Annotated in this window: 10 protein-coding genes; all 10 read left to right on the top strand. The window is 76.0% G+C overall.

Annotation, left to right across the window (positions count from 1 at the left end; all coding sequences use genetic code 11):
- The first annotated feature begins 93 nt into the window (after window positions 1-93).
- The 10 genes from AB0B41_RS26940 to AB0B41_RS26895 are packed head-to-tail and all read left to right on the top strand — an operon-like array spanning window position 94 to window position 11,920.
- Window positions 94-3,948: an amino acid adenylation domain-containing protein gene (locus tag AB0B41_RS26940; protein ID WP_358208090.1), complete on the top strand. Its 3,855-nt coding sequence runs from the start codon at window positions 94-96 to the stop codon at window positions 3,946-3,948.
- A 20-nt stretch (window positions 3,949-3,968) separates the two neighbouring features.
- A complete protein-coding gene (locus AB0B41_RS26935) occupies window positions 3,969-4,964 on the top strand; it encodes an ABC transporter substrate-binding protein (RefSeq protein WP_358208088.1) in 996 nt (331 codons plus the stop codon).
- 3 nt (window positions 4,965-4,967) lie between these two features.
- Window positions 4,968-6,233, top strand: a complete 1,266-nt coding sequence (entS, locus tag AB0B41_RS26930; protein ID WP_358208086.1) for an enterobactin transporter EntS — start codon at window positions 4,968-4,970, stop codon at window positions 6,231-6,233.
- Window positions 6,230-7,000: a 2,3-dihydro-2,3-dihydroxybenzoate dehydrogenase gene (locus AB0B41_RS26925; RefSeq protein WP_358208084.1), complete on the top strand. Its 771-nt coding sequence runs from the start codon at window positions 6,230-6,232 to the stop codon at window positions 6,998-7,000. The genes entS and AB0B41_RS26925 overlap by 4 nt, the downstream gene beginning before the upstream one ends.
- A gap of 59 nt (window positions 7,001-7,059) precedes the next feature.
- Window positions 7,060-8,280 carry an isochorismate synthase gene (locus AB0B41_RS26920; RefSeq protein ID WP_358208082.1) on the top strand — a complete coding sequence of 407 codons (1,221 nt, stop codon included), beginning with the start codon at window positions 7,060-7,062 and terminating at the stop codon, window positions 8,278-8,280.
- Entirely contained in the window at window positions 8,277-9,905 is a 1,629-nt protein-coding gene (locus AB0B41_RS26915; protein ID WP_358208080.1) for an AMP-binding protein, read from the top strand. Before AB0B41_RS26920 ends, AB0B41_RS26915 begins: the two co-directional genes overlap by 4 nt.
- 5 nt (window positions 9,906-9,910) lie before the next feature.
- On the top strand, window positions 9,911-10,576 hold the full coding sequence (locus tag AB0B41_RS26910) for an isochorismatase family protein (protein WP_358208134.1): 666 nt from the start codon (window positions 9,911-9,913) through the stop codon (window positions 10,574-10,576).
- Window positions 10,573-10,818: a phosphopantetheine-binding protein gene (locus tag AB0B41_RS26905; protein ID WP_358208078.1), complete on the top strand. Its 246-nt coding sequence runs from the start codon at window positions 10,573-10,575 to the stop codon at window positions 10,816-10,818. The genes AB0B41_RS26910 and AB0B41_RS26905 overlap by 4 nt, the downstream gene beginning before the upstream one ends.
- Complete coding sequence (locus AB0B41_RS26900; protein ID WP_358208076.1) at window positions 10,815-11,030, top strand: MbtH family protein; 216 nt, start codon at window positions 10,815-10,817, stop codon at window positions 11,028-11,030. Before AB0B41_RS26905 ends, AB0B41_RS26900 begins: the two co-directional genes overlap by 4 nt.
- Window positions 11,027-11,920 (top strand): siderophore-interacting protein, encoded by an 894-nt coding sequence (locus tag AB0B41_RS26895; RefSeq protein WP_358208074.1) that lies wholly within the window; start codon window positions 11,027-11,029, stop codon window positions 11,918-11,920. The genes AB0B41_RS26900 and AB0B41_RS26895 overlap by 4 nt, the downstream gene beginning before the upstream one ends.
- The last annotated feature ends 182 nt before the right edge of the window (window positions 11,921-12,102 follow it).

Here is a 12,102-nt window from a genome sequence, read left to right as displayed (position 1 = left end):
CCGCGCTTACGGGCACGCGTCGGCTTCGCCGTGGGTTCTCGCCGCCACCACACACGGCCTCGGCATGTCCGTCGCGATCGCCGCCGAACCGCAATGCCGCTCGGGCCGCTGCAGGAGGGCATGTACTTCCAGTCGACGCTCGACGCGTCGGGCACGGACGTCTACCTGGTGCAGCAGCGGTTCGACTTCGCGCGAACGCCGGACGTGGCGCGGCTGCGGGCCGCGGGCGACGCCCTGCTGCGGCGCTACCCCAACCTGCGCGCCGGCTTCACGCACGCCGGCCGGACCGAGCCGGTCCAGGTCGTCGGGCCCGAGGTGCCGATGCCCTTCCGCGAGGTCCACCTCGCGGACGAGGCCGAGCTGGAGGGCCTCGACGAGCGCGAGTTCGCCGCGGGCTTCGACCTGGCCGAGCCGCCGCTGGTGCGGATGCTGCTGGTGCACCTGCCCGACGGGCGGGCCCGGCTGGTGTTCACCCAGCACCACCTGCTGGTGGACGCCTGGTCGATCACCGTGCTGCTGGGCGAGCTGTTCGCCCTGTACGAGGGCCGGGACCTGCCCGACCCGGCGGACTTCCGGGACTACCTGGACTGGGCCTCGGCCGCGGACCGGCCGGCGGCGGAGGAGGTGTGGCGGGCCTATCTCGCCGGCCTCGCGCAGCCGACCCTGGTCGCGGGGGAGCGGCGGGCCGCAGCCGTGGAGCGTGCTCCGCTCCCGGTCCGCCGCCACGTCGAGATCGACCCGGACACCACCGCGGCGCTCTGGGTCCTGGCCGCGCGGCTCGGCGTGACCCGCTCGACGGTGATCGCGACCGCCTGGGGCCTGGCGCTGCGCGGCGCCACCGGCGTCGACGACGTCGTGTTCGGGGCGACCGTGGCGGGGCGGCCCGCGGAGGTCGACGACGCCGACCGGATGGTCGGGCTGCTGCTCAACACCGTGCCGGTGCGGCTGACCGTGCGGCCCGGCGAGCGGGTCGCGGACGTGCTGCGGCGGGTGTTCGCCGAGCACGGTCGGCTCACCGCCCACCACCACCTGGGCCTGGGCCGGCTGCAGCGGGCCGCGGGCCACCCGACGCTGTTCGACACGCTCTACGTCTTCCGCAACGCCCCGCGGAACTCCGCGCAGCGCCGCGAGGTGCTGGAACGGCACGGGATCAGCACGGTGGAAGCCGTCGACGGCACGCACTACGCCCTGACCCTCGACGTCGACCCGGCCGCCGGCGACGACGGCGAGGCGCTGGCGATCGCGATCGAGTCCCGCCCGGACCTCGTGCCCGCGGCCGACGCGGCCGCCCACCTGGACCGCCTGGTCGCCGTGCTCCGCACGCTGACCGACCCGGAGGCCCGGGTCGCCGGCACCGCGGTCCCACCCGCCGGCACGCCGGTCGAGTTCGCGCCGCCGCGGGTGGCCGTGCCGGTGCCGGGCGAGCCGGGCGGCAGCGTCGACGCGCTGCTCCGCGAGCGGGCCGCCGCGACCCCGGACGCCACCGCGCTCGTGTTCGGCGACACCCGGCACACCGCGCGCGAGATGGACGAACGGGTCACCCGGCTCGCGCAGGTGCTCGCCGACCGCGGGGCCGGACCGGGGGAGACCGTCGCGCTCGCCCTGCCGCGCACCGCCGACCACGTCGTCGCGATCTTCGCGGTGATGCGGACCGGGGCGGCCTACCTGCCGCTCAACCTGGCCGACCCGGCCGCGCGCCGGGCCGAGCTGGTGGGCGACGCCGGCGCCGTGCTCGTCGTCACGACGCGGGCGGAGAGCGGGACCGCCGGGGTGCCCGAGGTCCTGCTGGAGGAGGTCGCCGCCGTCCTCGACGGCGAGGTCCCGGCCCCGGACCGCGAGGTGCCCGGGCCGACGCACCCGGACCAGCCGGCGTACGTGATCTACACGTCCGGCTCGACGGGCCGGCCGAAGGGCGTCGTCGTGGGGCACCGCGGGCTCACCGCGATGTACCACAACCACGTCGCCGAGATCTTCGCGCCGACGGCCCGTGCTTCCTCGGGCCGGGGGCGGCTGCGGATCGCGCACACCGTCTCCTTCTCCTTCGACATGTCCTGGGAGGAGCTGTTCTGGCTGCTCGCGGGGCACGAGGTGCACGTGATCGACGAGCAGGCGCGGCTGGATCCGGCGTCGCTCGTGCGGCACTACCGCGAGGTCGGCATCGACGTGGTCAACGTGACCCCGTCCTACGCCCGCGAGCTCCTCGCCGGCGGCCTGCTCGACGGCGAGCGGCATCCCGCGCTGGTCATGCTCGGCGGGGAGGCGGTGCCGCCGGAGCTGTGGACCCGGCTGCGCGAGCAGGACGGCGTCGACGGCTACGACCTCTACGGCCCCACCGAGTTCACGATCAACGCCATGGGCTCGCCCGTGCAGGGCAGCGCCACGCCGTGCCTGGGCCGTCCGGTCCGCAACGCGCGCGCCCGCGTCCTGGACAGCGGGCTGCGCGAGGTGCCGGTGGGCGGGGTCGGCGAGCTGTACATGTCCGGCGACGGCATCGCACACGGCTACCTCGGCCGGCCGGGGCTCACCGCCGCGTCCTTCGTGGCGGATCCGTACGGGAGCGGCACCCGCATGTACCGCACCGGAGACCTGGTGCGCCGGCGTCCCGACGGGGGGCTGCAGTACCTCGGCCGCACGGACGGCCAGGTCAAGGTCCGCGGCTTCCGTATCGAGCTCGGCGAGGTCGAGGCCGCGCTGGCGCGGTGCGCGGGCGTGACCCGGGCCGCGGCCGCGGTGAAGGACGGCCGGCTCGTCGGGTACGTGATCGGCGATCCCGTGGGGGACCTCCGGGCCGCCCTGCGGGAGACCCTGCCCGGCCACCTCGTGCCGTCCGACGTCGTGTCGGTCGCGTCGATGCCGTTGACGCCCAACGGGAAGCTCGACCGTGCGGCCCTGCCCGCACCGCCGCCCCGGACTGCCGCCCGCGCGCCGAAGGACGACCGCGAGCGGGCGCTGTGCCGGCTCGTCGGCGAGGTCCTCGGCCTGGGCGAGGGCACCGTCGACCCCGAGGAGTCCTTCTTCGACCTCGGCGGCGACTCGCTCACCGCGATGCGGCTGGCCGGCGCGATCGAGCGGGACCTGGGCGAGGCGGTCGGCGTCGGGGCGCTGATGGCGCACCCGACGGTCGCCGAGCTCGCGGCCCTGCTGAGCACCGGCACCGACGCACCGCTGGGCCGGGAGCACGTCCTGACCCTGCGATGCGGCGGGGACCGGGACCCGCTCTTCTGCGTCCACCCGGCGGGCGGCTTCGCCTGGCCCTTCGCCGGCCTCGTCCCGCACCTGCGCAGCGACCGGCCGGTGCTGGGCCTGCAGCTGCCCAGCCTGTCCGGGGCGGATCTCCCCGAGCGCACGGTCGACGAGCTGGCCGCGCGGTACGTCGCCACGGTCCGGGAGATCCAGCCCGCCGGCCCCTACCACCTGCTCGGCTACTCGTTCGGCGGCGCCCTCGCCCACGCGATGGCCGCGCAGCTGGAAGCGGCGGGGGAGCGGGTCGCCTTCACCGGGCTGCTCGACAGCCGCCCGCCGGGCAAGGGATATGCGGACGACGCGGGGCCGGAGGCCGAACTGCCCGCCGAGGCCGGGGAGGACCTCCGGTCCGCGGTCCGCGCGGCCACCACGACCTGCCTGCGCCTCGGTGCGGCATCCCGGCCGGCGCGCTACGGCGGCCCGGTCACCCTCGTCGAGGCCACCGGAGGAGCCGGGGCCTCGGCGACCACCGATCCCGCGGACCCGGGTCCGCTCGCCGCGGCATGGCGGGGCATGCCCGGCAGCGGCGCACTCACCGTGCACCCCGTCCCGCTGGACCACGCCGGGCTGGTGTCCCCGGCCGGATGGGCCCGCGTCGGGCCCCTGATCGCGGCCGCGCTGTCGTCACCGGACGACGGCACGACCGGTGACACCGCGCCGACCACCCGGGTCGGCGCCGATCCGGCGACCCCCGGGTCGCCCTGATGAGAGGACCGAACGGACCGATGTCCAGGCTGTCCCGGACGCCCCGACGCTGGGGAGTCACGGTCGCAGTGGCCGCCGCCGCGCTGCTCGCGCTCGCCGGCTGCTCGTCCACCCCGACGGAGTCGGCGGACCCCGCCCCCGCGGGCCCGCGCACCATCCAGACCGAGCAGGGCCCGGTCGAGGTGCCCGCCCAGGCGCAACGCATCGTCAACCTGTCGGGCGGGTTCGGGGGCTACCTGTACGCCGTCGACGCCCCCGTCGTCGCCACGGACACCCGGGTCCTCGGCGTGACCGACCTCGACGGCGGCTTCCCGCCGGCGTGGGCGGACAAGGCCCGGGCGGCGAGCACCGAGGCGCTCCCCGCCGGCGAGCAGCTCAACATCGAGGCCGTCGCCGCCGCGCGGCCGGACCTGATCATCGGCGGTGGCCAGGGCATCACCGCGGTGCAGGCCAAGGAGAACTACGACAAGCTCAAGGCGATCGCCCCGACCGTCCTCGTCCCGACGACGGTCACCGGCTGGGAGGACCAGCTGCGGCTGGTGGCCGACGCCGCGGGCCGCGGGGACCGCGTCGACGCCCTGATCCGGGGCTACGACGACAAGCTCGACCAGGTCAAGGGCGCCATCCAGGTCCCGGCCGAGCCGTTCGCGATCCTGCTGTCGCTGCCCAACCAGAAGCCGTACCTGATCCCGGAGACCGCGGCGCTGCCCCAGCAGCTCACCGCGCTGGGCTTCACCATGGACGGCGTGCTGGCCAAGGCCGGCAACCCGCAGCTCTACGGCAGCGGCGACTCGTTCGAGGTGAGCCCGGAGCTGCTGGGCAAGGTCGCCGACGCCCCGCAGGCGTTCGTGATCAACCTGTCCGGCCGCACCGTCGAGGAGCTGAAGCAGGACCCGCTCTACGCCGCGCTGCCGGCCTTCCGGGCCGGCACGGTGCACGAGCTCCCGGCCACCAGCTACCGCCCGGACCTCGACGGCGCCACGAACACCCTGACCGTGATCGACCAGGAGTTCTGACCCATGAGACTCGGTGGGCTGGTGATCGACACCTCGCCGCTGCGGACGAGCCGGCCGTTCCGGTTCGCGTTCGCCGCGCGGCTGGTGTCGCTGCTCGGGATCGGGCTGCTCGTCGTGGCCGTCCCGGCGCAGACCTACGCGCTCACCGGGTCCTCGCTGCACGTCGCCGGCGTCGCGACCACGATGGGCGTGGGCCTGTTCGTGGGCAGCATCGGCGGCGGCGTGCTGGTCGACCGGTTCGAGCGGCGGCGGACCATCCAGCTGGCCCGGTCCGCCGCCGGCCTCGCGTTCCTCGTCCTCGGGGTCAACGCGCTCCTCCCCGACCCGTCGCTCGCGGTGGTCTACGTGGCCTCCGCGGTCGACGGGCTCGCGGGCGGCCTCAGCGGCACCGCCCTGATGGCCGTCATCCCCACGATCGTGCCGCGGGACAAGCTCGCCGCGGCCGGGGCGCTCACCGCGCTCACCACCGACCTCGGGACCGTCGCGTCCCCGGCGGTCGCCGGTGTGATCATCGCGTCCGGCGGGATCGCCACCACCTACTTCGTGGCCGCGGCGGCGACCGTGCTGACGGTCGGCCTCATCCGCGGCATCGGGCGGTCGCCGGCGCCGGGGGAGACCCACGAGCAGCCGCTGCGGGCCCTCGTGACCGGCCTGCGGTACGCCGCCGGGCACCGGGTCGTGCGGGCGGTGCTCGTCGTCGGGCTGCTGACCATGCTGGTCAGCGGGCCCACCGTGCTGCTGCCCGCCTACGTGGACCAGACCCTCGGCGCCGGGCCGGAGGTGCTCGGCCTGCTGTACGGCGCGCCGGCCGTCGGCGCGGTGCTCGGCTCGCTGACCAGCGGCTGGACCGGCCGCGTGCGGCGCAGCGGGATCGCGCTGCTCGCCTCCGTGGCCCTGATGAGCGCCGGGATCGCGGTGCTCGGAGTGGCCGGCGGCGCCGCTGGTGCTGCTGTCGCGTTCCTCGCGCTCGCCGGGCACGGGCTCGGCCGCGCACTCACCGACATCCTGCGCTTCGCGGTGCTGCAGCAGAACACGCCCGACGAGCTGCGCGGCCGGATCTCCAGCCTCTGGCAGGCCCAGGTCGTCGTCGGGACGTCCGTGGGCTCGATCCTCGCCGGTCTGCTCGGTCGCTGGTTCGCCCCCGACACCGCACTGTTCGTCTACGGCCTGGGCGGCGTGGTGCTCGCCGCGCTGCTGGTCGGCGTCCTCGGCTCGCTGTGGCGGGTCACCGACGACCCCCAGACGGTCGATCCGGAGGTGTCGGCATGACCGGAACCGCGTTCGTCACCGGTGCGGCGCAGGGGATCGGGGCCGCGGTCGCGGCCGCGTTCGCCCGCGCCGGCACCCCGGTCGCGCTGCTCGACCGCGACGCGGGCGTGGAGGCCACCGCGGAGACGCTGCGCGCCGACGGCGGCACCGCGCTCGCGCTCGTCGCCGACGTCACCGACCCGGCCGCCGTCGAGGCCGCGGTCGACCGCGCCGAGGCCGAGGTCGGTCCGATCGCCGCGCTGGCCAACGTCGCCGGCGTGCTGCGGACCGGCGGCGTCCTCGACCTGCCGGACACCGCGCTCGCCGAGAGCCTCGCCGTGAACACCACCGGCGTGTGGAACACCGGGCGGGCCGTCGGCCGCCGGATGCTCGCCCGGCGCGCGGGCTCGATCGTCACGGTCGCCTCGAACGCCGCGGTCACCCCGCGCACCGGCATGGCCGCCTACTCCGCCTCCAAGGCCGCCGCGGCCGCGCTCACCCGGGCGCTCGGCCTCGAGCTGGCCCCGCACGTGCGGTGCAACGTCGTCTGTCCGGGCTCCACGGACACCCCGATGCTGCGCGGGATGTGGGCGGACCCCACGGACGAGTCCACCAAGGACCGCGTGATCGCCGGCACCCCCGCCGAGTACCGCCTCGGGATCCCGTTGCAGCGCATCGCCGATCCCGCCGACGTCGCCGACGTCGTCCTCTTCCTGGCGAGCGACGCCTCCCGCCACGTGACGATGCAGTCCCTCACCGTCGACGGGGGCGCCACCCTCGGCACCTGACGACCGACCCGGGTCGAGCCCCCCTGTCCTCCTCGCCTCCCCCACGAGAGGAACCCACCGTGACCACACCGGCTCTGGAACGGCCGCCGCGCCCGGCGCCCCGGCACCGCGCGTCCGACCTCCTCGCCGCCTACCTGCCGGGGTCGTTCTTCTACTCCTCGACCCGCGGTGCCCTGCTGGCCGACGGTGTGCACGCCACCGTCCCCACGGGATCCGGGCCGCGCGCGACGGCGGTCGCCGAAGCCCTCGAGGCCGCGCGCGCGGCGGGCGTGCGCGACCCGCTCGTCGTCGGCGCCCTGGGCTTCGGCCCGGACGCCGAGTCGTGCCTCGTCGTGCCGGCCGTGGTGCGGCGGGCGGACCCGCTCGGCGCGGCCCCGCCGGCCGAGCCGGGGCCGGCCGAGTCGCTGCAGGGCTGGGCGGTGCGCCAGCGGCCCGCGCCGGAGGAGTACGAGGCCGGCGTCCGGCGCGCCCTCGCCCTGATCGACGACGGCGGGCTGCGCAAGGTCGTCCTGGCCCGCTGCCTGGAGCTGACCGCGCGGCAGGAGGTGCCGGTCCCCGCACTGTTACGGCGGCTGGCCCGCGCCAACCCGACCGCGCACGCCTTCGCCGTCGACGTCACCGCGCCCGGCGACCCGGCCACCCGCACCCTGGTCGGGGCCAGCCCGGAGCTGCTGGTGTCCCGGCGGGGGAGCGAGGTCGTCGCCAACCCGCTGGCCGGATCGCTGCCGCGCGTGCCCGGGACCTCGGCCGAGGCCGAGGCCGAGAACCGCCGCCGGGTCGCCGCGCTGCGCACCTCGGACAAGGACCGCCGCGAGCACGCCCTGGTCGCCGCGCAGGTCGGCGAGGTGCTCGGCCGGTTCTGCAGCGACCTGCACGTGCCGGCCGAGCCCGAGGTCGTCGGCACGCCCACCATGTGGCACCTGTCGAGCCGGATCACCGGCCGGCTCTCCGACGGTCCCGCGGTGTCGTCGCTCGCCCTCGCCGAGGCCCTGCACCCCACGCCCGCGGTGTGCGGGGTGCCGGTACCGGAGGCCCGCGCGGTGATCGCCGACCTCGAGCCGGTCGACCGCGGCTACTTCACCGGCCTCGTCGGCTGGACCGGCCCGGACGGCGACGGCGAGTGGGTCGTCACGATCCGCAGCGCCGAGGTCAGCGAGCGGACCGTCCGGCTCTTCGCCGGAGCCGGGATCGTCGAGGGCTCGCAGCCCGCAGCCGAGCTCGCCGAGACCAGCGCCAAGTTCCGGACCCTGTTGCGCGCCATCGGGATGGAGGACGAATGACCCTCCCGGATCTCGACCACACGCCCTGGCCCCCGGAGGTCGCGGCGCACTACCGCGCGGCCGGGTACTGGCGCGGGCAGACCTTCGGGTCGCTGCTCACCTCCCTCACCGCGGCGTACGCCGGGCGGACCGCGGTCGTCGGCGACGAGACGCGGTGGACGTTCGCGGAGCTCGACGACCGCGCCCACCGGATCGCCGCCGGGCTCGTCGCGCGGGGGGTCCGCCCCGGCGACCGGGTCGTCGTGCAGCTGCCGAACGTGCCGGACTTCCTCGCGGTGATCTTCGGGCTGTGGCGGGCCGGCGCGTGGCCGGTGTTCGCCCTGCCCGCCCACCGCGACTCCGAGCTGCGGCACTTCGCCACCCAGGCCGAGGCCGCCGCGATCGTGACGGTCGGGGTGCACGAGCGGCACGACCACGCCAGCACGGCCCGCGCGGTGGCCGACGGGGTGCCGTCGCTGGAGCACGTGCTGGTGCTCGACACCCCCGAGTGGGCCGAGCTGGCGGGCACCGCCCCGCGCGAGCTGCCGGACCCGGACCCGGAGGGCGTCGCGTTCCTGCAGCTCAGCGGGGGCAGCACGGGCCTGCCGAAGCTCATCCCGCGCACCCACGACGACTACCTCTACAGCGTCCGGGAGAGCGCCCGGATCTGCCGGCTCCGGCCGGACAGCGTGTACCTCGCGGCGCTCCCGGTGGCGCACAACTACCCGCTCAGCTCGCCGGGCGTGCTCGGCGCGCTGCACGCGGGCGCAGCCTCGGTGCTGTCCCCGCGGCCCGACGCCGACACCGCCTTCCGGCTGATCGAGCGCGAGCGCGTGACGATCACCGGCGTGGTCCCGCCGCTGGCCGCGGCGTGGGTCCAGGCGGCCGCGCGGACCACCCGCGACCTGTCGTCGTTGGAGGTCCTGCTCGTCGGCGGGGCCAAGTGCGGGCGCGAGCTCGCGGCCCGGATCGGCCCGGCGCTGGGCTGCACGCTGCAGCAGGTCTTCGGCATGGCCGAGGGCCTGGTCAACTACACCCGGCTCGACGACCCCGAGGAGCTCGTCCTCGGCACCCAGGGCCGGCCGATCTCGCTCGACGACGAGATCCGGGTGGTCGACGAGCAGGACCGCGAGGTGCCGCCGGGAGAGACCGGGGCCCTGCTCACCCGGGGCCCGTACACCATACGCGGGTACTACCGCGCCGGCGCGCACAACGCGACGGCCTTCACCGCGGACGGCTTCTACCGCACCGGGGACCTGGTGCGCCGCAACCCCTCCGGGCACATCGAGGTCGTCGGGCGGGCCAAGGAGCAGATCAACCGGGGCGGGGAGAAGGTCGCGGCCGAGGAGGTCGAGGACCACCTGATGGCCCACCCCGGGGTGCTCGACGCGGCCGTCGTCGCCGTGGCCGACCAGTACCTCGGCGAGCGGACCTGCGCCTACGTGGTACCCGCCGAGGGCGCCGCGCCGACGGCGCCGGAGCTGCGGAAGTTCGTGCGGCAGCGCGGGATCGCGGCGTTCAAGGTGCCGGACCTCGTGGAGATCGTGCCGGCCTTCCCGGTCACGGGGGTCGGCAAGACCAGCAAGCGCGAGCTGCGGGCGGCGCTGTCGGCGCTGGCCGCGCTCGCATCCGACCAGAAGGGGTGAGCACCGTGTCCCTGCCCAGCATCCCGTCCTACGCGCTGCCCGGCGCGGCCGAGCTGCCCGCCGGGCGCGTCGACTGGCGGCCCGACCCCGACCGGTTCGGGCTGCTCGTCCACGACATGCAGCGCTACTTCCTGGCGCCCTACGCCGGTGCCCCGGTCCCGGAGGTCACCACGCACATCCGCGCACTGATCGGGGCCTGCCGCGAGCGCGGCGTCCCGGTCTTCTACACCGCGCAGCCGGGGCGGCAGGCCGCCGCGGACCGCGGCCTGCTCACCGAGTTCTGGGGCGACGGCATCGGCGCGGTCATCGACGCCGACCCGCGGGCCGAGGAGGTCGTCGACGAGCTGGCGCCCGCGCCGGGCGACACCGTCCTGACCAAGTGGCGCTACAGCGCCTTCCAGCGCAGCGACTTCGCCGAGCTGCTCGCCGCCGCCGGCCGCGACCAGCTGCTGATCACCGGCATCTACGCGCACATCGGCTGCCAGGCCACGGCGCTGGAGGCCTTCATGCGCGACGTCGCCCCCTTCCTGGTGGCCGACGGCGTCGCCGACTTCTCCCGCGCGCGGCACGACCAGGCCTGCGAGTACGTCGCGCAGCGCTGCGGGGCCCTGACCACCACGGCCGACGTGCTCGCCGCGCTGGCCGCCGTCCCCGCCGGAGCCGCCCGATGAGCACCCTTTCCGCCGACCGCCTCCGTGCCGACGTCGCCGAGCTGCTGGCCTGCGACCCGGCCGAGATCGACCCGGACGAGGACCTCCTCGACCGCGGCCTCGACTCGGTGCGGCTGATGTCGCTGGTGGAGAAGTGGCGCGAGGCCGGCGCCACCGACCTGGAGTTCCCCGACCTCGCCGAGCAGCCCGAGCTGGGCCACTGGACAGTGGTGATCGAGAAGCTGATCGGAGGGAACGCGTGAGCACCAACCCGTTCGACGACGCCGAGGGCACCTTCCGGGTGCTCGTCAACGACGAGGAGCAGCACTCGCTCTGGCCGGACTTCGCCGAGATCCCCGCGGGGTGGCGGTCGGTGTTCGGGCCCGACGGGCGCGAGGCCTGCCTGGCCTACGTCGAGGAGCACTGGCGGGACCTTCGCCCGCGGTCGCTGCGCGAGGCAATGGGCAGCGCATGAGGCGGGTCGACGACCGCACCCGGCACCGCGAGCGGCTCGCCGAGGTCCGGGCGGGCACCGTGGCGGCCAAGGTGCCGTACCCGATCCGGATCCGGGAGATGGAGGTCCGCGGGAGGCAGCGGATCGGCGCCGGGCTGGTCCGCGTGACCCTCGGCGGCGAGGGGCACGCCGGGTTCGAGAGCCACTCGCCCGACGAGCACGTCAAGCTGATCTTCCCCGACGCGGACGGCACGCTGCGCCTCCCGGTGGAGAACGGCGTGATGCTCGACTGGCCGCGGCCCTTCCCGGTCTCCCGCGAGTACACGGTCCGCCGCTACGACGCCGAGGCCGGCGAGATCGACATCGACATCGCGCTCCACCCCGGCGGGCTGGGCTCGGACTGGGCGGAGGCCGTGCGGCCGGGGGAGCGGATCCACGTCGCCGGCCCGCCCGGCGGCCTGATCGTCCCGCACGCCTACGACCGCTACCTGCTCGCCGGAGACATCACGGCGCTCCCGGCGATCGCGCGGTGGCTCGAGGAGCTGCCGCGCACGGCGGCCGGCTGGGCGTTCGTCGAGGTCCGCGACGCGGCCGAGGAGATCCCGCTCGCCGGCCCCGAGGACGTCGAGGTGCGGTGGCTGCACCGCGGCGACGTCCCGGCCGGGCGGTCCGACCTGCTCGAACGAGCGGTGCGGGCGGTCCCGGTCCCGGACGGCGAGCGGCTCTACGTGTGGCTCGCGGGCGAGGCGACGACGCTGAAACCGTTGCGGCGCTGGGTGAAGAACGACCTCGGGCTCGGTCCGGAAGACAGCGACGTGACCGGCTACTGGAAGCGGGGGGTCGCGGACTTCGACGAGGACCACGAGGACCACGAGCACGGCCACGGGCACGACGACGACCACGACGGCTGACGCGCCCGGTGCGCCATCGCAGGGCCGGACGAGGCAGGGCCGGACGAGGCAGGGCCGGACGGGGCAGGGCCGGGCGGGGCAGGGCCGGACGAGGCAGCGGGACGAGGAGCGGATGAGCACGGAGACGGTGACGACGGACGCGGAGCAACGGGCCGCGCCCGCCCCGGAGCTCCTCGAGGAGG

This window comes from Pseudonocardia sp. NPDC049154 (genome assembly GCF_040648315.1).
Lineage (GTDB): Bacteria > Actinomycetota > Actinomycetes > Mycobacteriales > Pseudonocardiaceae > Pseudonocardia.
The sequence above is the reverse complement of the archived record's forward strand: the minus strand, read 5'-3'. Positions and strand labels throughout refer to the sequence as shown.